General features: G+C 62.9%; 15 protein-coding genes. 6 read left to right on the forward strand and 9 right to left on the reverse strand.

The genetic code is table 11. The features are described from left to right. Positions 1–8: 8 nt before the first annotated feature. From HAQ05_RS19915 to miaB, 4 genes are all read right to left on the reverse strand, one after another. Complete coding sequence (locus HAQ05_RS19915) at positions 9–848, reverse strand: HlyC/CorC family transporter (RefSeq protein WP_190423730.1); 840 nt, start codon at positions 846–848, stop codon at positions 9–11. A 5-nt stretch (positions 849–853) separates the two neighbouring features. Beyond that, the gene (gene ybeY, locus HAQ05_RS19920) at positions 854–1348 is read right to left on the reverse strand and encodes an rRNA maturation RNase YbeY (RefSeq protein WP_190423732.1); all 495 of its coding nucleotides are present in this window, start codon (positions 1346–1348) and stop codon (positions 854–856) included. Continuing rightward, positions 1341–2342: a PhoH family protein gene (locus tag HAQ05_RS19925; RefSeq protein WP_190423734.1), complete on the reverse strand. Its 1002-nt coding sequence runs from the start codon at positions 2340–2342 to the stop codon at positions 1341–1343. The genes ybeY and HAQ05_RS19925 overlap by 8 nt, the downstream gene beginning before the upstream one ends. A gap of 110 nt (positions 2343–2452) precedes the next feature. Continuing rightward, positions 2453–3781 (reverse strand): tRNA (N6-isopentenyl adenosine(37)-C2)-methylthiotransferase MiaB, encoded by a 1329-nt coding sequence (miaB, locus tag HAQ05_RS19930; RefSeq protein ID WP_190423838.1) that lies wholly within the window; start codon positions 3779–3781, stop codon positions 2453–2455. A 156-nt stretch (positions 3782–3937) separates the two neighbouring features. Between miaB and HAQ05_RS19935 the strand changes: the two genes are divergently transcribed. Further along, positions 3938–4267: a DUF1820 family protein gene (locus HAQ05_RS19935; protein WP_190423736.1), complete on the forward strand. Its 330-nt coding sequence runs from the start codon at positions 3938–3940 to the stop codon at positions 4265–4267. Positions 4268–4271: 4 nt separating this feature from the next. On the opposite strand, the gene HAQ05_RS19940 is transcribed toward HAQ05_RS19935, so the two are convergent. The 4 genes from HAQ05_RS19940 to HAQ05_RS19955 form a co-directional block, all read right to left on the reverse strand. Continuing rightward, on the reverse strand, positions 4272–4820 hold the full coding sequence (locus HAQ05_RS19940) for a tetratricopeptide repeat protein (protein WP_190423738.1): 549 nt from the start codon (positions 4818–4820) through the stop codon (positions 4272–4274). A 153-nt stretch (positions 4821–4973) separates the two neighbouring features. Further along, positions 4974–6254 carry a glutamate-1-semialdehyde 2,1-aminomutase gene (hemL, locus tag HAQ05_RS19945; protein WP_190423740.1) on the reverse strand — a complete coding sequence of 427 codons (1281 nt, stop codon included), beginning with the start codon at positions 6252–6254 and terminating at the stop codon, positions 4974–4976. Positions 6255–6302: 48 nt separating this feature from the next. Beyond that, the gene (gene thiE / locus HAQ05_RS19950; protein WP_190423742.1) at positions 6303–6926 is read right to left on the reverse strand and encodes a thiamine phosphate synthase; all 624 of its coding nucleotides are present in this window, start codon (positions 6924–6926) and stop codon (positions 6303–6305) included. A 23-nt stretch (positions 6927–6949) separates the two neighbouring features. Beyond that, positions 6950–7747 carry a hydroxymethylpyrimidine/phosphomethylpyrimidine kinase gene (locus tag HAQ05_RS19955; RefSeq protein WP_190423744.1) on the reverse strand — a complete coding sequence of 266 codons (798 nt, stop codon included), beginning with the start codon at positions 7745–7747 and terminating at the stop codon, positions 6950–6952. A gap of 273 nt (positions 7748–8020) precedes the next feature. Here HAQ05_RS19955 and HAQ05_RS19960 point away from each other — a divergent pair, with 273 nt between their 5' ends. The 4 genes from HAQ05_RS19960 (at position 8021) to HAQ05_RS19975 (ending at position 14313) form a co-directional block, all read left to right on the forward strand. Then, positions 8021–10417 carry a hybrid sensor histidine kinase/response regulator gene (locus HAQ05_RS19960; RefSeq protein WP_190423746.1) on the forward strand — a complete coding sequence of 799 codons (2397 nt, stop codon included), beginning with the start codon at positions 8021–8023 and terminating at the stop codon, positions 10415–10417. Between the two features lie 78 nt (positions 10418–10495). After that, entirely contained in the window at positions 10496–12142 is a 1647-nt protein-coding gene (locus HAQ05_RS19965; protein ID WP_190423748.1) for an acyl-CoA dehydrogenase family protein, read from the forward strand. A gap of 39 nt (positions 12143–12181) precedes the next feature. Then, positions 12182–13687: an AMP nucleosidase gene (gene amn, locus HAQ05_RS19970; RefSeq protein ID WP_190423750.1), complete on the forward strand. Its 1506-nt coding sequence runs from the start codon at positions 12182–12184 to the stop codon at positions 13685–13687. A gap of 20 nt (positions 13688–13707) precedes the next feature. Then, complete coding sequence (locus HAQ05_RS19975; RefSeq protein WP_190423752.1) at positions 13708–14313, forward strand: pseudouridine synthase; 606 nt, start codon at positions 13708–13710, stop codon at positions 14311–14313. Here the strand turns inward: HAQ05_RS19975 and HAQ05_RS19980 are convergent, their stop codons facing one another. Then, positions 14314–14793, reverse strand: coding sequence for an Lrp/AsnC family transcriptional regulator (locus tag HAQ05_RS19980; protein WP_190423754.1), 480 nt, complete (start codon positions 14791–14793; stop codon positions 14314–14316). It abuts the gene before it with no gap. Between the two features lie 491 nt (positions 14794–15284). Between HAQ05_RS19980 and HAQ05_RS19985 the strand changes: the two genes are divergently transcribed. Next, entirely contained in the window at positions 15285–20870 is a 5586-nt protein-coding gene (locus HAQ05_RS19985; RefSeq protein ID WP_190423756.1) for a hypothetical protein, read from the forward strand. Positions 20871–20961: the final 91 nt, after the last annotated feature.

Consider the following 20961-nt stretch of genomic DNA (forward strand, 5'->3'; position numbering starts at 1 on the left):
CCTTAGCGTCAGCGCGTCAGCGGTGTCAGGCGCAGCAAGTGTATACGGCGGCTGTCGGCATTGAGAATGCGAAACCGGTAACGTCCGATCACGGTGGTCTCGTTGCGCTTGGGCAGGTGGCCAAAGGCGCTCATGACCAGCCCGCCGACGGTGTCGAATTCGTCATCGGAAAACTCGCTTTCGAAGAACGTGTTGAAGTTCTCGATAGGGGTGAGCGCCTTGACCAGAAAATCACCGCTGGGCAGCGGCTTGATGTAGCTGTCTTCCTCGACGTCGTGTTCGTCCTCGATATCGCCGACGATTTGCTCGAGTACGTCTTCGATGGTGACCAGGCCCGCCACGCCACCGTATTCGTCGATCACCACCGCCATGTGGTTGTGGTTGGCGCGAAATTCGCGCAGCAGCACGTTCAGGCGCTTGGACTCGGGCACGAAGGTGGCCGGGCGCAGCAAGTCCTTGATGTTGAAGGTATCGCCGTTTTCCTGAAGGATCAGTGGCAGAAGGTCCTTGGCCAGGAGGATGCCCAGCACGTCATCGTGGCTTTCGCCCACCACCGGGTAACGCGAATGGGCCGCGTCGATCACGGCGGGCAGGAACTCCCTGGGAGTTTGCGTGGCTTTGATGCTGATCATTTGCGAACGCGGGACCATGATGTCGCGAACTTGCAGGTCGGCGACCTGGATCGCCCCTTCGACAATAGTCAGCGCTTCGCTGTCCAGGAGCTTGTTCTGGTGCGCCTCGCGCAACAGTTCCAGCAGTTCCTGGCGGTTTTTCGGCTCATGGGCAAAAGCCTGGGTGATCTTACCCAGCCAGGACTTCTGCCCATTGCTCGATCGATCTTCGCTCATAGCGCTTACTCGTGTTCCTTGGGGGCGTCGGGGTTGATAGGGTCAGTGTCGTCATCGGCATAAGGGTCGGGGTAGCCCAATTCAGCTAGCAACTCCTGTTCCAGGCTCTCCATTTCTTCGGCCTCTTCGTCTTCGATGTGGTCGAAGCCGAGCAAATGCAGGCAGCCGTGGATCACCAGGTGAGCCCAGTGCGCATCCAATGCCTTGCCTTGCTCGCCGGCTTCGCGCGCGACCACCTGGGTGCAGATCACCAGGTCGCCGAGCAAGGGGATGTCGAGCAATTCGTTTGGCACCTCGGCCGGGAACGACAACACATTGGTGGCGTAGTCTTTATGCCGGTAGGTGTGGTTCAGGGCACGGGCTTCGGGTTCGTCTACCAAGCGGATGGTCAGCTCGGAGTCGCCTCGGCGTTGGCGCAAGGCCAGCTCGCACCAGCGCAGGAATGCCGCGTCACCGGGCGCGGGCGCAGTACTGGCCCGCTGCAGGTCCAACTCAACCATCGTGGCGGTTGCCGCGCTGTTGGCTGGCGTGCAAGCCGTCGTAGCGCTCGTAGGCCTCGACGATGCGTTGCACCAGCGGGTGGCGCACCACGTCCTTGGGCTTGAAGTGGGTGAAGCTGATGCCCGGCACATCGCTGAGCACCTCCATCACATGGGCCAGGCCCGGCTGGGTGCCGCGTGGCAAGTCGACTTGGGTAATGTCGCCGGTGATCACCGCCGTGGAGCCGAAGCCGATCCGCGTGAGGAACATCTTCATTTGCTCGGTGGTGGTGTTCTGGCTCTCATCGAGGATGATGAAGCTGTTGTTCAACGTGCGGCCGCGCATATACGCCAGGGGGGCGATTTCGATCACCTGGCGCTCGATGAGTTTGGCCACGTGTTCGAAGCCGAGCATCTCGTAAAGGGCGTCGTAGAGCGGGCGCAGGTAGGGGTCGATTTTCTGCGCCAGGTCGCCGGGCAAAAAGCCGAGCTTTTCGCCGGCCTCTACCGCTGGGCGCACCAGCAAGATGCGCCGCACCTGCTCGCGCTCCAGTGCGTCTACCGCGCAAGCCACGGCCAGATACGTCTTGCCGGTGCCGGCCGGGCCGATACCGAAGTTGATGTCGTTGGCCAGGATCGCCTTCACGTACTTTTGCTGGTTCGCCCCGCGCGGGCGGATCATGCCCTTGCGTGTGCGCAGCGCCACCGCCACTTCTTGGGCAGCGGGGTTGTCGAGGTCTTCGACGGCCGACTCCTGCAGGAACAGGTGCACCATGTTCGGCGATAATTCGGTGGCTTTGGTTTCGCGGTACAGGCGGCGTAACAGCAACTCGGCAGAGTGGGTGTGGCCGGGTTCGCCGATGAGCTCGAATTGGTTGCCGCGGTTGCGTATCTCGATCTCGAGGCGTTGTTCGATCAGGCGAAGGTGCGCGTCGAGCTGCCCACACAGGTTGGCGAAGCGGTGCGCTTCGAAAGGTTCGAGGGTAAAACGATGGGGTTCTATGGGTGCGTTCAAGGTCGTTTGATGGCCGCTCTACGGCAATTAGGTTGGCTGCAAGGATAACCCCGGATGCCGGTTCGTGAAAGCGCTGGCTGGCGCCTGCGCCTTCACCTCATCGGCAAGCCTCACTGTAGCCAGGTGCCACGTAGCGAGTGGGGGTGGGCTTCGTCGATGTGCACGTCGGCGAACTGGCCGATCAGGGTTGGGTCGGCACACCTGAAGTTGACGATGCGGTTGTTACCGGTACGGCCCTGCAATTGGCCCGGGTCGCGCTTTGAAAAATCGGTGACCAGAATGCGCTGGGTGGTCCCGACCATCCGTCGGCTGATCTCGAAACCCTGCTGGTTCAGCACGTGCTGCAGGCGCGCTAGGCGTTCCTTTTTCACCTCTTCGGGGGTGTCGTCGGCAAGGTCGGCGGCGGGGGTGCCCGGGCGGCGGCTGTAAACGAACGAAAAGGAAAAATCCATGCCCACGTCGGTCACCAGCTTGAGGGTTTGCTCGAAGTCTTTTTCGGTTTCGCCGGGGAAGCCTACGATGAAGTCGGAGCTGATGCAGATGTCTGGCACCGCCGCCTTGAGTTTGCGCAGCTTGGACTTGTATTCGAGGATGGTGTGGTTGCGCTTCATCGCCGCCAACACCCGGTCGGAGCCGGACTGCACCGGCAGGTGCAGGTGCTTGACCAGCTCGGGCACCTCGGCATGGGCCTGGATCAGGCTTTCGGAAAACTCCAGCGGGTGCGAGGTGGTGTAGCGGATGCGCTCGATACCCTCGACCGCCGCCACCACGCGGATCAGTTCGGCAAGGTCGGCCAGGCGGCCATCGGCGGTAGCGCCACGGTAACCGTTGACGTTCTGGCCCAGCAACGTTACTTCGCGCACGCCGTTCTCGGCCAGGTGGATCACCTCGGCGATCACGTCGTCGAACGGCCGGCTGACCTCCGGGCCTCGGGTGTAGGGCACCACGCAGAAGGTGCAGTACTTGCTGCATCCTTCCATTACCGAAACAAAAGCGGTGGGGCCGTCGATGCGGGGTTCGGGCAGGTGGTCGAATTTCTCGATCTCGGGGAACGAGATGTCGACCTGGGGCAGCCGCGTGTTGCGTACCGCGTCGATCATTTCTGGCAGCCGGTGCAGGGTTTGCGGGCCGAACACTACGTCGACGTACGGCGCGCGGTCGCGAATGGCCTGGCCTTCCTGGCTGGCGACGCAGCCGCCGACGGCGATCACCATGTCGGGCTTGCCCTCTTTGAGTTCGCGCCAACGGCCCAGTTGCGAGAACACCCGGTCTTGTGCCCGCTCGCGGATCGAGCAGGTGTTGAGCAGGATCACGTCGGCGTCTTCGGCGCGGGCGGTCACCTCCAGGGCTTGGTGTTCACCCAGCAGGTCTACCATGCGCGAGCTGTCGTACTCGTTCATTTGGCAGCCGTGGGTTTCGATGTAAAGCTTCTTGGCCATTGCACGGATCACAAGCGGTTCCAAAGGACCGGGCATTATAGTGGGGTATGCGCGCGCATCCTAGTGCGGTGTTTCAAGTGTGGTGTTTCAGAAGTTGCCTGCCCCGCGGCTGTGGTATGCTGCGCATCCCTTTTACCAGTGGTTTGCAGCTTTACGATGAGCCAACGCCAAACGCCAATCTACCGCGTGATCTTCGTTAACCAGGGCCAGGTATTCGAGATGTACGCCCGGCAAATCTTCCAGAGCGACCTATGGGGGTTCTTGGAAATCGAAGAGTTCGTATTCGGTGAGCGCACGCAAATGATCGTCGACCCCGCCGAAGAAAAGCTCAAGACCCAGTTCGAGGGGGTCAAGCGCAGCTTTGTACCGCTGCACTCGGTGGTGCGTATCGATGAAGTGGAGCAACTGGGTACGGCAAAGATTTCCGAGGCCAAGGGCGTTGGCAATGTGATGCCCTTTCCAATGCCGGCGCCACCCAAGGCATAGCCCCTCAAGGCAACGGCGAGAACGGCGTATGGCCGTCGGCTGTTTGTAGCTCCGACAAGTATTTGCGGAAAATCTGCCCCAGCACCTGGGTGGCGTTGTCGATTTCTTCCTGGCTCATGTGCTCTGCTACTTCGTCAGCGCTGTCCAAGGCGTCTTCGGCGCCATTGACCGCAGCCATTTTCAGCACGATGTAAGCCTGCACGTTGTTGGCTGGCACCGCCTCGCCATGGAAGAACATCAGCCCCAGGCGGTACTGCGCCTGGGCGTGGCCCTTGAGCGAAGCCTGCTCGAAGTAGTTCAAGGCCTGGCTGAGGTCTTGTGCGGTGCCCTTACCGTCATAATAGAACGCGCCCAGCTCGTACTGCGCTTGGGCATCGCCTGCCTGCGCCAATTGCTGGCAGGCAGCCACCGCCTGCGCAAGGTCGGCGGGCAGGGCGTCGAGGCTGCAACGGCCAGGGGCCGGGATGAGCAACGAGTTCCCGTCTGCGAGAGCCAGCAGGGGCTGTGCAAGCAACAGGCAGCCCAGTGCAAGGGCGCGGCCGGTGCGGTTCATGGGGATTGCGGTACCTCTGCGCAGTGGCGCTTGGCCACCCTGGGATCACTTCACTACATTATGGAATAAGCCAGGGGGCGCTTACAAAGTGTTTACCCGGTTTTTTGCCCTGTAGGCCGCAGCCGGCGCCATAGTGCGCCGGCCCACTGCGCATTATACGGCCGCGAACGCGCGCTCCGCGGCCGCCAGGGTGATCGCCAGTTCTGCTTCGCCGTGGGCGATCGACGTAAAACCGGCCTCGAACGCGCTGGGCGCCAGGTACACGCCACCGGCGAGCATGAGGTGGAAGAACCGTTTGAAACGTTCGGCATCACTGGCCATCACGTCGTCGAACGTGACGATATCGTCGGCACCGCTGAAGTAAAGGCCGAACATGCCACCGGCCTGGGTGGTCACGAACGGCACGCCGGCAGCGTCGGCGCGTTGCTGCAGGCCATCGAGCATGCGCGCGGTATAGGCATTGAGCTGCTCGTGGAACCCGGGCTGGCTGATCAGGCGCAGGGTGGCCAGGCCGGCCGCCATGGCCAGCGGGTTGCCCGAGAGGGTGCCGGCTTGGTACACCGGCCCCAGTGGCGCGATGTGCGACATGATCTGCCGTTTGCCGCCGAAGCAGCCGACCGGCATGCCGCCGCCGATGATCTTGCCGAAGGTCGAGAGGTCTGGGACTACGCCATAATGGGCCTGGGCACCGCCAAGTGCCACGCGAAAGCCGGTCATGACCTCGTCGAAGATCAGCACTACGCCATGCTGGTCGCACAACCGGCGCAGGCCCTGCAGAAAACCAGGCGCCGGTGGCACGCAGTTCATGTTGCCGGCCACCGGCTCGACGATGATGCACGCCACCTCGTCGCCGACACTGGCAAGCGTTTTTTCGACTTCGGCCAGGTCGTTGAAGGCAAGCGTCAACGTGTGCTGGGCAAATGCCGCCGGCACGCCGGGGGAGCTGGGCACCCCCAGTGTCAGTGCGCCGGAACCGGCCTTGACCAGCAGGCTGTCGGAGTGGCCATGGTAGCAACCTTCGAACTTGATGATGCTGTCGCGGCCGGTAAAGCCGCGGGCCAAGCGAATGGCACTCATGGTCGCCTCGGTGCCGGAACTGACCATGCGCACCATTTCCATCGACGGCACCAGGCTGCACACCAAATCTGCCATGTCGGTTTCAAGCGCAGTGGGGGCGCCATACGAAAGCCCATGTTCCAGCTGGCGGCGCACGGCGTCGAGCACATCGGGGTGGCTGTGGCCGAGAATCATCGGGCCCCAGGAACCCACGTAGTCGACATAGCGCTTGTCGTCTTCATCGACCACGTAGGCGCCTTGGGCATGCTTGAAGAACAGCGGGGTGCCGCCGACGCTCTTGAACGCGCGCACGGGCGAGTTGACCCCGCCGGGGATGTGTTTTTGCGCTTGTTCGAACAGGGTTTCGGAACGGGACATGGCAGTTACTCTCAGAAAACGGGAAGGCATGTACGCAATGGCGCCACACTACAGGCCCAGCAGGGCATTGAAGGCGCGGGCCCGGCGGGTCACGTCCTGGGGCGTATCAGCGTTGAACAGGCCGCCGACCACGGCCAGTAGGTCGGCGCCGCGCTCGACCAGCGGCGCGGCGTTGTCTACGGTGATCCCGCCGATCACGCAAATGGGCAGTTTCAGTTCGCGGCGCGCCTGTACCAACACATCCAGCGAGGCCGGCGCCGCATCGGGTTTGGTGGCAGACTCGAAAAAACGCCCGAAGGCGACATAGCTGGCGCCTTGGGCGGCGGCTTGGCGGGCAAGCTCCAGGCTGGCATGGCAGGTGGCGCCGATGATCGCCTCGCGCCCCAGCAGGGTGCGCGCGGCCGGCAGCGGGCCGTCGGTTTGCCCCAGGTGCACGCCCACGCCCAGCTTGGCGGCAAGCTCGGCGTCGTCGTTGATCAATAGCTGCGCCTTATAGGGCTCGCAAAGTTTCATCAAGGCGCTGGCCTCGCGTAACCGGCGCGAAGCATCTTGGCTTTTGTCACGGTACTGCAGCAGCGCCAAGCCGCCATCCAGGGCCGCCTGCACGTAGCTCAAATAGCGATTGGCGAGCAGGGCGTGATCGGTAACGGCATACAAGCCACGGCGTTTCATCGGGGGCACCTCACTGGGCCGTATCAGCTGCAAAAATCCAGCGGCAACCGGCGCGGCACGTATTGGCCTTTGCCCAGTCGCTCGGCGTCACGCAGGGTGCGCCAGGTGTAGTCCAGGGCTGCCGTTACAGCGCCCTGAAGCGCTTGGCCAAGTGCCAGGCGGCCGGCCACGGCACTGGCCAGTGTGCACCCTGAGCCATGGTAGCTGCCCGGCAGGCGCTGGCAAGTCGATAGCTGGCGCAACCCATCGCGGCCGTACAAGCGGTTGTGAATCTCGCTTTCGTCGCCATGGCCGCCGGTGATCAACACATGCTGGCAATACCGCAACAGCGTTTGTGCGCATTGGTCGGCGCTGCCCTCGGGCAGTTCGGCCAGGATACGCGCCTCCGGCAGGTTGGGCGTGGCGAGGGTGGCCAATGGCAGCAGTTTTTCGCGAATGGCGTAGCCGACTTCATCCTTGCCCAGCCGCCCGCCGCCACCGGCTTGCAACACCGGGTCGCAGACCACCGGGATATGCCGGTTGGCGCTGATGATCTCGGCTACGGTATCCACCATTTCCACCGAGCCGAGCATGCCCAGCTTGATGGCGGCCACCGAAGAGTCGGCCAATACCGCGTGGGCCTGGGCCAGTACCCATTCGCGGTCGAGCATACGAAAGGCGCTAACGTTCACGGTGTCTTGCACGGTCAAGGCGGTGACCGCTGGCGCGGCATGGCAGCCTTGTGCGATCAGGGCTTCGATGTCGGCTTGCAGACCGGCGCCCCCACTGGGGTCATGGCCAGACAAACAAAGCACAACGGGGCGGGAGGCATATGTATTCATGGGCGGCGAGCTTACCACCAAACCCGCGAGCCGGGCACGTGCTGGTGGTGGGGCGGTAGCTCGCCGTGCTCGGCGCGAACGTACCTGTTAACGACAATATAAATGCTGAAATCGCCATTGCAGAGCCTTGCGCGTGCTTTGTAACCTGCTTCGTACATAATGGCTCAGGGCTATGCTAGGATGCTGCGATACCGATAACAGGCATGCCGTTGCGCCGTCTCTAGGGAAATGGGGGCTTCCCGGCGTTCAGCGGCCAAGTCAGGCTGGGGCTCCATGCGCTACCTCTTCATTTTATTGCTGGGCTGGTTGCCGATGGTAGCCGCGGCGGTCGATTTCGATGAGTCGACCCGTACCCTGCCCCTAGGCCGTACCATGCAGGTGCTCGAAGACCCTTCCGCCGCGGCGACCATCGGCCAGGTGGTGGCCGCGGCGAAGGCGGGCAAGCTGCACACCAACACCAGCGATGTGCTCAACGCCGGGTATTCCACCTCGGCATTCTGGGTTCGCTTGCAACTGCGTTATCAGCCCACCACCGCGCAGGCGGGCGTTCGCCATTGGCTTCTGGAACTGGCATACCCGCCGTTGGACCATGTAGACCTGTACCTGGCCGGTACCGATGGGCGTTTCCAGTTGGCCCAACGTACCGGTGACCAACTGCCATGGGCCAGCCGGCCGATCCGCCAGAACACTTACGTGTTCGACTTGCCCTTCGAGCCCGGGCAAGAAAAAATCGTGTACCTGCGGGTACAGAGTGAAGGCTCGGTACAGGTGCCACTGGCGCTATGGTCGCCTACGGCCTACCTCGAAGATCAGCCGGTGCGCCTGTATGTGTTGGGGATGATCTACGGCGTGCTGCTGGTGATGGTGGTCTACAACCTGTTCATTTACCTGAGCGTGCGTGACACCAGCTACCTCTATTACATCCTTTATATCGGCTCGTTCGGCTTGTACCAGGTGTCGGTCAACGGCGCCGGTGTAGAGTTTTTATGGCCCAACAACCCGTGGTGGGCCAACACGGCCACGCCGTTTCTGATCGGCGCTGCCAGCTTTTTTGGTTGCCAGTTCACCCGTAGTTTCTTACGCACGCCGCAGTACAGCCGCTGGGGTGACCGCTTGCTCAAGGGGTTGATGGCCTGGGCCGTACTGGTGATGGTACTGGCGCTGGCTGCGGGCTATGCGCTGTCGTTGCGTTTGGCCACCGCGTTGGCGCTGGTGTTTACCCTGATGATCTTCTGCACCGGCGCGCTTGCCTGGTGGCGCGGCCTGCGCCAGGCGCGGTATTTCATGATCGCCTGGACGGCCTTCTTGCTCGGGGGGGTGGTCAACACCTTGATGGTCATCGGCTTGTTGCCGAACATGTTCCTGACCATGTACGCCAGCCAACTGGGTTCGGCGCTGGAAGTGGCCTTGCTGTCGTTGGCCTTGGCCGACCGCATCAACCAAATGCGTGAACAGCAAGCCCAGGTGTTGCGTGAGGCAAGCCAGAAGCTCGAAGCCATGAACCAGCAGTTGTCGGTCAGCAACCACCTCAAGGACGAGTTCCTCGCCACCCTCACCCACGAACTGCGTACCCCCATGAACGGCGTGATCGGCTCGCTGGAGCTGATGCAAACCGTGCCCATGGACGCGGAAATGTCGCAATACCAACACACCGCCACCCATTCGGCCCGCGACATGATGCGTATGATCGACGACATCCTGACCCTTTCTGAACTGCAAGCCGGGCGCCTGCTGTCGCACAATGAGCCGTTTCGCCTGCGGGCGCTGCTCGAAAGCCTACAGATGCAGTACATCGGCAGCGCTGAGCGCAAGGGCCTAGCCTTCACCGTGAACGTAGGGCCTGGCTTGCCGGAGCGCCTATGCGGCGATTCGAAAAAACTGGCCATGGCCATTGGCTGTTTGCTCGACAACGCCATCAAGTTCACTGCCCGCGGCGGCGTGACACTGGCGGTGGAAAGCGCTGGCAGCGACGCCCAAGCAGTGGCCTTGAAGTGCTCGGTGGCCGATACCGGCATCGGTTTCGATTTTAGTGACGAGGCGCTGTACCAGCGCTTTTACCAATTGGACGGTTCGACCACCCGCGAACATGGGGGCCTGGGTATCGGCCTTGCGATTTGCCGGCAGTTGGTCGCCCTGTTGGGGGGGCGCTTGCACCACCGCTCCGTGCCCGGCGAGGGTAGCCGCTTCGAGATCGACATCCCGCTTGCCCAGGTACAAGGCGATGCACTGCCGGCACCGGCGGGGCGCCTTGGCCAACCTATCGCCCATCGCCCCGCGCAAGGGTGCACCGTGATGTTGCTCGATGATCAAAGCATCGAACAACTGCTGTTGCGTGGCATGCTGCTGAAGTGGGGATACCGGGTGCGTACCGTGGAGGGCCTGGATGCCGCCCTTGCGCTGTTAACGAGCGAGCCGGTAGACGTGGCCATACTCGATGCCCAAGCGCTGGCGGCTGATTTGGCTGGCACCGCGCAGCGTTTGCGCCAGGCACGGCCCCAGGCGCCGCCGGCGCTGGTGGTTCTCGCAGGGGGCAACGGCCAATGGCTTGGCTTGTGCGAGGGCGCTGGGCTGCGGCACGTGCTGCAGCGGCCGGTGCGTTTCGATGAACTGCACGCCGTGCTGCAGGGCGCCCTGATGGGCGAGCCGGCACGGGAAATCGCCAGCGCCTGAGGCCGGTTTGCCGCTTGGTGAAGCGGCCGAGCCCGTGCTTCACTCAAGGGCAACCCATAGCTGCCTTGAGGAGGTTCCATGGAACTGCGCGCCTTTGCCGAAACCCATGTGGTGACCAACCAGCCACCGCCTCTGGAGGGCTGCAACCTGTATCGCGTCGACCTGCCGTTACGCCAGTGGCTGCGGCGCTTCGGCGGTGGTTGGGCCGAACCGCGCATCGATGCCTATGGTGCGCTGGCCGGTGGTCCGTTGGCGGCGGCGGGGTTTCTGGCCAATGCCCACCCGCCGGTATTCCACAGCCACGATCGCCAAGGCCACCGCATCGATTGGGTTGAGTTTCACCCGGCCTACCACCAACTGATGAAAACCGCCGTCGAGCACGGCCTGCCCTCATTGCCCTGGGCCGAGCCGCAGCCCGGTGCCCATGTGGCACGGGCGGCACTGACCTACCTGCACACCCAGGCCGAACCGGGCAGTGGTTGCCCGCTGACCATGACCTTTGCCTGCGTACCGGCGTTGCGCCGGCAGCCGGGGCTGGCCAAACAGTGGTTGCCCAAGGTGCTCGCCCGTGAATACGACCCGCGCAACGTGCCGATGGCCGAAAAGGCCGGCGTCACGATTGGCATGGCGATGACCGAGAAGCAAGGTGGCACCGATGTGCGCGCCAATACCACCCGCGCTTATGCGGTGGGCCAGGCCGGCCCGGGCGAGGCATACGAGTTGCTGGGGCATAAATGGTTCTGCTCGGCGCCCATGTGTGACGCCTTCCTCACCCTGGCCCAGACCGAACGCGGGCTGGGTTGCTTTTTATTGCCCCGCCACCGCCCCGACGGCAGCCGCAACGAGTTTTATATCCAACGGCTCAAGGACAAACTGGGTAACCGCGCCAATGCCTCCAGCGAGGTCGAGCTGCGCGGGGCCTTGGCTTGGTTGGTGGGGGAGGAGGGGCGCGGTGTGGCGACCATCATCGAAATGGTGGCAATGACCCGTTTCGATTGCATGGTTGGCTCCAGCGCGCTGATGCGCCAGGGCTTGACCCAGGCGCTGCACCACTGTGCCTACCGCCAAGTGGGGGGGCGGGTGTTGGCCGAGCAGCCGCTGATGCAGAACGTACTGGCCGACCTTGCCCTGGAAAGCGAGGCGGCCCTGGCGTTGAGCCTGCGCATGGGCCAGGCGCTGGACAACCCAGCCGATGAGCACCAGACCTTGTTCGCCCGGCTGGTGACCGCGGTGGGCAAATACTGGATTTGCAAGCGCGCCCCGGCGATGTTGGTGGAAGCCGCCGAATGCCTGGGTGGCACGGGTTACATCGAAGACAGCGTGTTACCGCGCCTGTACCGTGAAGCACCGGTGAATTCAATTTGGGAAGGCTCAGGTAATGTGCAGTGCCTGGACGTACTGCGTGCATTGGCAAAAGAGCCCGGCGTGCGCGACGCACTTTTCCACGAACTGGGCGACGGCCACGGCGAGCGCCGCTTGCTGGCGGCGATTGAGCAACTTAAGGCGCAACTGGCCGACACCGAAGGCGCCCAATACCGTGCCCGGCAACTGACCGAAAGCATCGCCCTTGCCTTGCAGGCCAAGCTGCTGCTTGAAGCGGGTAACAGCGAAGTGAGCGATGCGTTCATCGCCAGCCGCTTGGCCGGCAGTGGCCGGGCATTTGGGGCCCTGCCCCGAGGGCTCGCCGTGCCGCAATTGGTGGCCCGCTCAAGCCCCGGGGTTTAAGCCACGCCAAAGGTGCCTTTGCAACATATTGCAGGCAAGATGAACGGGTGCCAGATCAGAAGGACGCTTATCGTGACCCGTAACACTGAACGCTTTACCGTCGCTGCCACCCCCGAGGCCGCTGTCGAACACCTGGCATCGCTGCACGATCGCGCTACCGCCGCGCTGAGCCAGGCGCTCAAGCGCTACCTCAAAGACCGTACCGAACCCAGCGCCGCCGAGCGCGAACTGTTTCGCTACCCCGTGCTGCGCGTGGTGTACCAATCCCATGGCGAGGTGCCCAGCACCACCCGCGCCTATGCCAAGCTGCAACTGCCGGGCACCTACTCGGTGACCGTGACCCAGCCAGCGGCGTTCGGTAAATACCTGCTCGAGCAATTGCGCCCGCTGGTGCGGGATTTCGATGTGACGCTGGAAGTGGGGGTGAGCGAGCAGGACATTCCCTACCCTTACGTGGTGGACCAAGGCGATGAATTAGCCGGCACTGGCGTGACCGCCGCTGAATTGGCGCGCGTGTTCCCCAGTACCGACCTTTCCGCCGCCACCGATGCCATCGCCGATGGCCTTTACGATTGGGCACATGCCGACCCTTTGCCGCTGGCACTGTTCGATGCCGCACGGGTGGATTTTTCGCTACGCCGGCTGGTGCACTACACCGGCAGTGACTGGCGCCACGTGCAGCCATGGATTTTGCTGACCAATTACCACCGCTACGTCGACCAGTTCGTCGCCCATGGCCTGGAGCAGTTGCAAAACGACCCGCGCTTCGTGCGCCTGGTAATGCCAGGCAATGTGGTCATCGAAAAAGGTATGGACAACGGCGAAGCCCAGGCCCTGGTGGCTGGGGTGGTGTGGCACCGCTACCAGATGCCGGCCTACCACCTGATTGCCGCCGATGGCGACGGTGTAACGCTGGTCAACATCGGCGTCGGCCCGTCCAACGCCAAGAACATCACCGACCACCTGGCCGTGTTGCGCCCGCACTGCTGGCTGATGATCGGCCACTGCGGCGGGCTGCGCCAATCCCAGACCATCGGCGACTACGTGCTGGCCCATGCTTATATGCGCCGTGATGGCATCCTCGACCGCCTGGTACCGCCACATATCCCCATTCCGGCCCTGGCCGAAGTGCAAATGGCGCTGCAGGAGGCTGCGGCGCAGGTGACCGGGGAGCACGGCGACCAATTGAAAAAACGCCTGCGCACCGGCACCGTGCTGACCTACGACGACCGCAACTGGGAGTTGCGCTGGGCCCAGGAACGGCCGCTGATCAACCTCTCGCGAGCGGTGGCGGTCGATATGGAAAGCGGCACCATTGCCGCGCAGGGGTACCGCCTGCGTGTGCCCTATGGCACCTTGCTGTGCGTGTCAGACAAACCCTTACACAGCGAGATCAAGCTACCGGGCTCGGCCAATGCCTTCTACAACCGCGCTGTTAGCCAGCACCTTAAAATCGGCATTGCCGCCCTTGACCTGCTGCGCACGCAACTGAACGCGTTGCACTCGCGCAAACTGCGCAGTTTTGATGAACCGCCGTTTCGTTGATTTGCCCAAGGCCCGCCGCCATGCCTGCTACACCTCGCCGCCCCGCTGCCAAACGCCGAGTCGCCAAGGCGCCACCGGCCACCCCTCGGCTGCTGTTGCTGAACAAGCCCTTCGATGTGCTTACACAGTTCAACGATGAGGGTGGCCGCGCCACCCTCAAGGATTACGTCGACGTGCCTGGGGTTTACCCGGCCGGGCGGCTGGACCGCGACAGCGAAGGCTTGCTGCTGTTGACCAACGACGGCCGGCTGCAGGCACGCATTGCCGACCCCAAGCACAAACTGCCGAAAACCTACTGGGTACAGGTTGAGGGCGAGCCCAGCGACGAGCAGCTACAGCGCTTGCGCGCCGGCGTTGAACTGAGCGACGGCCCGACCCTGCCTGCCGAATGCCGCCGGCTTGAACCGCCGCTGTTATGGGCCCGCCACCCGCCGGTGCGGTTTCGCAAGCAAGTGCCCACCGCTTGGCTGGAGCTGGTCATACGCGAGGGGCGCAACCGCCAAGTACGGCGCATGACGGCCGCGGTGGGCCTGCCGACCTTACGCCTGGTGCGGGTGCGCATCGGCCCATGGGGGCTGGCCGAGTTGCAGCCAGGGCAGTGGCGTGAGGTGCCAGCGGCCCTTTAACTAACTGCGCAGGTGCGCCAGGGGTAGCTCGGTGCTCCCTAGCACCTGGTTGAGCACAAAGCTCGAGCGCACGCTGGTCACCCCTTCGATGCGGGTGAGGTGCCCGAGCAGCAATTGCTGGTAGTGGTCCATGTCTTGCACCACCACCTTGAGTTGATAGTCTGCCTCCATGCCGGTGACCAGGCTGCATTCGAGCACCTGTGGCAGGTTGCGAATGGTCGCTTCGAACTTCTCGAAGCGCTCGGGCGTGTGGCGGTCCATGCCGATGAACACATAGGCGGTGAGGCTCAACCCCAGTTTCTTCCTGTCCAGTAACGCCACTTGCCGCGCAATGTAACCGTCGTCTTCCAGTTGTTTGACCCGCCGGGAGCAGGGCGAGGGCGACAAGCCGATGCGTTCGGCCAAATCTTGGTTGGAGATGCGTGCGTCGCGCTGCAATTCGGCCAGGATACTCAAGTCATAGCGGTCGAGCTTGCTCATCGATGCGTTCTCTTTTTAATGGATTGCTGCAAATTATGGTTCCTGAGCTAAAAATTGCGCAAGTAGCGTTTTGATCGGCACACTTCGCAAACTTGTGCTGGCCTGGCGAGCGTAAGCTTTAACCCAGAATCACTGCCCGGACACGCGTCCACGGCGGGCGGCCCAAACAGGCCGCCCGCGGCCCCCGGCCCTACAGGGCCGGGCTTGGCCCCCGGGCTACACGCCTGTTCAGAAAACAGGGTGGGTGAGCCGGCGCCATAAGTGCCGTGCCAGGGCGTAAGGGTGCATTAAGGGGAGGCCCACGGGCCTCCCCTTTTTCTATGGGGCGCTCGCCGTGCCATGGCCAATCGTTGCTGGAGGTGTCCCCACCCTGGCCGTGAGCGATTCCTGTAAGTCCTGAAAAAGCCCGAAGGCTCTAATCCGGCCCTCTTTGCAGAGCGTGCCGGCGCTGTAACAACGCAGCGCCCTTTGGAAAATAATCAGGACATCAAATGCCACATATCCCTAATTCATTTGGCAGCTACGCCGCGCCTAGCGGAACGGCCGGGATCCTCGCGTCGGTGCTGAATTTCGTAAGCCGGCTGAAGAAAATGTGCTCATCGAGTGAAACCTTGGCGTCGGTGGCCCCCGCCAGCCAACGAGTCGACATGTGGGCTGACGTGGTACTTGGTGGCAGCCTGCACCCGCGCCTGAACGTCCACTTGTTTCAGCAATTGCGGGATGAAGACCGCCTGGCGCAATACCTGCCCGAGATGCAGGCGTACTTGCAGGCCCAAGGCCTGGAGCAGTGGTATGCAGGTTTGGCACCCGTAGACCTCGAGCACTGGCTTATGGGCCGCGACCGCGCACCGTTGGAAACACCCGCAGGGTTCCTGCACCATTTGGCGGCGTACATGCATGGCGAAGTACTGCTACACGGCGAAACGGTACCGGCATCGCTGAATGGCCAGGGTATCGACCGGCTCCGATTGCAAGCGTTGCGCGACGAACTCAAAGGCGCGCTCGACGGGCACATCGCTTCGCAACAACAGAGCGAGAGGGGCCAGTTGCTGGCGCGCGCCAGCCAAACCTTGTTACGGCAGGACTGGGCCGTGCACCTGCCGGCGAAACTGCTACAGAACCTACTGCAAAAGCTGTCGCCGCTGGCCTTGCCCGGGGCCGCTGGTTACACGGCGTTGCGCTCGCTATTAACGGGCCAGCTGGGCATTGGCGCGGCGAAGCAGGCGTGGGGCAACCTGCTGCCGGAACTTGAAAAAGCCCCTGGGCCGAACCAGTTCCTGGGCGTGCTCAATAGCGCATTGGAGCGGGGCGTATTGAGCCCACTGGGCCTTGCCTATGGGTTGGCCACCCTGGCGTGCGGCGCGGCTACCGCACCGTACACCGTACCAGGCACCCTGTTATTGGGCGCGGGGGCTACGGCGTTGCGTGAAGCCCTCGCCGCTTGGCTTGACGGCGCCATTGAACCGCCGGTAGCAGAGCCTGCCCAAGTCGTCGCGCAACTAGGCCGGTTGGCCGGTAACGGCCAGGCGCTCACTGGCTATGTGCGCCAAAGCTATGATTGCCTGAACGCGCTGCTTGGCGCCCAGGGTGACCCGCAGCCGCTGAACCGGCAACGGCGTATCGAGGATGAGGCCAACAGCCTGGCCCAGTTCGTCGAACATTGCCAAGTTGAGCTTGCTAGCCTGAGGTACGACCTACACGGCAGCCAGGCTGAGAGCCCGCGTGCAGAGCAACTGAGGCAAGTGCTACAGGTGGCCAGTGCGATGCACGCGCACGCCGAAAAGGGCGAGGTGGGCTTGTTCAATGCACAGCTTGAGCAATTGCTGGGTTACCGCGAGGCGCTGGGGGTGCGGGCGCCAGAGGGTGAGCCTGCTGCCACGTCCGCAGGGCCGGCCGGCCCTGCTACTGGTTGGGGGGGGCGGATAACTCAGGCGATTGCCACGTTGGTAATGGCAATCATGCATCGCGCCGCCGCGCCCGGCAGGCCAGACCCTGCAACCGCCCCGCTCAATGGGCCAGAGGCGCCCCCGGCGGTGGTGGTGAAGCCGTTCCTACACGCGATGGTGGCCGGTGCCGCGATAGTGGGTAATAACCCCGGGCGATCTTTGCGGGCTGGTGTTGTAGCGGCGACATTGACCAGCCCCTGGTGGGGGCCGTTGGTTGAAAAATTGGCGCGGAGGGCTGCCGACAGCAGCCCGCTAGACACCCCGCTGAAGCGCGAGCTCGAGCGCAGCGTTCAAATACTGGCCGACGGCACCCAGGTACAAACGCTCGATGCAATCGCCGAGGCTGTCCAGCATGCCTCCCAGACCGGAGCCAGCCTGGAGGCGCTGCGCGAGCAGGTCAAGGCCATACTGGCCGGCAGCGTGATGCTGGGCGATGGCGAGCCGTGGGCAATCGGCAACCCCGACGGCCCGCCAAACCAGGGTGTGGTACGCGCGCTACGGCACAGGCGCAGTATCGCTGAGGGGCCGCAAATCGTGGCCGATGAGCACCACCAGTTCGGCGATCACTCTGTGCACATTATCGAGGCCGATGAGGTCATCCTCCTCGCCCGTTCCCACCTGGAAGACCCAGAGACTGCCGAGCGCCAGTACATCGAGGATGCGCTGTTGCAGCAGGACTTTGTCGAGCCCTGGGTAAGAACGCTACCGATAACGGTGCAGCGCACCTGGCTGCGGTACGAGTTGAACAGGCAGGCCCGCTTGCTCGCCTTCGAGCAAGCCGACCCAGGCCCGTTGCCAGAGCCGGTAGCCGCGGTTGGGCAAGCCTTGCAAGCGAACGGTTGGTCGCTCAGCGACCTTGGGCCGGTCGAGGTTACGCTTAACCATACGTTCACTATCGGCGGCCAAGAACTTCAACAACAACGCACGGTATCGCTGGTCCAGGCGTACCAGGATGTGGCCGCGGGTGGTAAGTGCACGGTAGAAGCGGTGCGTAACAACGGCCAGGAGGTAAGTGAGGTGGAGCGCGCAGCGGTAGATGACCTGCTGCGAAGTGCTCAAGCGCGGGGGCCTGCATCGCCACCCTGGATCGAGCAACGCCATGAAGCATTGAAGCCGTTGCTAAGCGCCGCTGCGCTGGAAGAAGACTTGTTGCAGGCGCTGATGCGAGCGAAGGCCACGAACGCATTATCGGGTTCGGGGTACTCGTGGGTCCTGAATGGCCTCATAGGCCATGGCGGCACCCAGGTCGGTTTGCTGGCGATCCGCTTGCGTAATGGGGAGGTCGCCGAGCTGCCGAACTGGCTGCTATTCAGCCGGGTAGGTGCCGAGGCGACGAGGCTGGTGTTGTACCGGCCGGGCCCGCCCTCGCTAGGGGGCGCCGGTGTGTTCACCGAATACACCGGCTGGCCGGGCCTGCGTCAGGCGCTGAATGCCGATGTGCTCAATGAAAACTCACCTTCGCCGATGGGCTTTGCCGACCAGTTGTTGCAGGTAAGCCCATCCTCGCTGCAGGCCATGGCGGCAGAAGTGATCGATGATATCAAACAGGCCCGTACTGAAGGCCATACCGTAGTTTTCGACCCATTGCCCGGGCACATGCCATCGGCGCGCCTGCAGGCGTGGTCGCGCCTTCGCCAAGGCCAAGCATTGCGCCTGGCTAATGAGCAGATCGGCCAAGCACGGGCAGCAGCCAGCCGCCTCGACGAAGAGGTCGCCGCGCAGAAATCTCGTGAATTCGCCGATGCTCACGTGATATCGCTCGAGGCGTTCACGCGCCGGCGAGAACGGGCGTATCTGGTGGATGGGCTGCGCGAGATGGGTATCGCGGTAGAACCTACCGACATCGACCCAGATGAAATCCAACTGACGTTCAATGGCTATACGTTTTCCTGGACGCGCTGGATCATCAACGGCTACCGGCAAGTGGGCGAGCCCGCCTGGCAAGTTAATCAAGATTTCGTGCAAAGCGCGTCGTTCGCCAGCAGCAATACAAAGGTTGCTGAGTTACTGAACGCCCCGCAGGTCAAGGAAGGCTTACAGGAGCGCCTACGGCGCACTTATACCGGTACGGCGTACATTGCTGAACTGAAAAAGCTCCAAGATCGGCAAAACCCTCAGGCCGCCGAATATGCCAAATTGTTCATCCAGGCCCAGGCGGCGGCAATGCGCCTGGCGTTGGAGCAGGAGCAAGCCGCAGGCGCGCTGGGCGACGATGCCGTATGGCTGGGCGAGCTGCTGCAGGCATTGCCAACCAGCATACCCGCCGAGCGCGGGGTGGCCCACTGGAAGCTCGGAGCATTCACCATACCCGGTGTGCTGATACTGTCGAGCGCTGAAACGGACAATGCACAGCGCTACATCTACCTACCGCGCGGGATCTACGGGCACCAGCTGTTCGAGTACAAGCAATTCATGGCCTGGTTGGGCTCCAGTTGGTCGCTCAGGGAACATTTGGTTGATCTCGCCCACCCCTGGCAAGCATCAGCCCTACGCGATGAGCTGGTAAAGGTGCGGGAGAGTAGCTATGCCCCCGTGCTTGCGCCACTAAGCGAACCGGCTGATGCGGCCAAGCACTATCTTGGCGCGCTGATCGCCCATGCCTGCGCCGAAACCGTCGGCCGGGGCGAAATGATCGCTGGGCTGATCAAGGATGCGCTCAGCTACGCGGCGGCGGGGGCCTGTGTTGCCGGTACCGGCGGCGTGGGCTCGGTATTTTGCATGGGCATGACTGCAGCCTTGGCTGCGCAGGATGCCTATTCGGCGGTTGGGCAATGGAAACAGGGCGACAGGCTTGGCGCGCTGAGGCAATTGGCGTGGACGTCAGTGGACCTGGTAGAGGGGGCGCTTGGCCTCCGCGCCGTCAACCCGCGCCGTTTTTTGGCGTGGGCTGGGCACAAAGGCGTGGTCGGAGTAGAAGATGCACAGGCGGCACTGCAACGCACGGCCAAGTACCTCGAGGGGTTTGACAGCCGCACGGGCAAGCTCAACGGACGTTGGGCCACCCCCGCTCTGGCGCACGAGCCGAAACACCAAGTGATCCCCGACGTAGTAGGCCATTTTTATTCCTACAACGGCGCCACGCTGATCAAAAGCAGGGGCCGCTTTTATCGCGTCGAGGTCGACGGCGCACAAGTCCGCGTGCGTATGCCGGACGGCCAGCCACCTGGCGCTCCGGTCGCCTGGAACGGTAAGGGCTGGCGGCTGGGGTTGGCCAGCGATGTAACGCCGCGCCCTCCCCTGGAGCTGATTTGCCCTACACGCCAGCGCCGGGCGCTGACCAAGCTGGACAGCTGTGCTAGCACGCCAGAAGCACTCGGCATCAGCGGTACAGCGGAGCCGTCGAGCGAACTGGTATGGGTCAAGCCGGGTCCCTCCTCAAAAGGGGATAACCGCTACATCAAGCACAATGGGCTTTATTTCGAGGTGGAGCCCACCGTGCAAAATGGAGTATGGAACATCGCGAAACGCGGCGGCGGCGCCGAATACGTCAAATGGGATGGTGGTTCGAAAAGCTGGGCGGTCACTCGCATTCCGAAAACGACAGACACTGCCGGGCGCCGCTTTTACGACCTTCGCCAAGTGGCAGGTTGGCAAAATGCCCATCAGCTTAAACCTAGGGATATTCCAGATACGTTGTACGTGTATACCACCTCGTCCAAAGCGGCCCAGGTTCGTAATAGCGCGGCATTGATATACTCCCGGCGTGTACCCGGTGGTGCTGAGGTAAACAAGGACATTGGCGTATTCGCAACGCACTTGAGCCCTACCGAAAACACGCCACGGGAAATTATGAATGCTATTTTCGGCAGGCCTGCCAATGACTTGGCCTCTGTACGAGATGTGATAGCGCTCGATATGAAAAAACTGCAAACCATCAATCAAGGCCAGTTGCAGGTCTGGGCCAATACAGGGACGGGCGCCAAGCGGCATTGGCTGATCCGTCGCACCGATGGCCAAGACCCTAAGGTCGTCAAGCCTTCGCCGAACCCGCGTGAGCAGGTAATTGCCATGGTTATCGAAAGTGACTGGGCCGCAAAACTGCAGAACCCAAGGGTGCCGGGGGGTACGCCGCAAAAGCGCCCATCGCAAACCGGTCGAGGCCAAGCGAAAGTGCCCCGGCGCGACGATTGATAACGCCACGCGATTGCCCACCAAGACGGCTCCGGCCAAGGCGGCGATGAGGCGCCCCCGCCCCTGGGAACCAAACCGGGGGGGTAGGCTA

Source organism: Pseudomonas typographi, from assembly GCF_014694385.1.
Taxonomy (GTDB): Bacteria; Pseudomonadota; Gammaproteobacteria; order Pseudomonadales; family Pseudomonadaceae; genus Aquipseudomonas; species Aquipseudomonas typographi.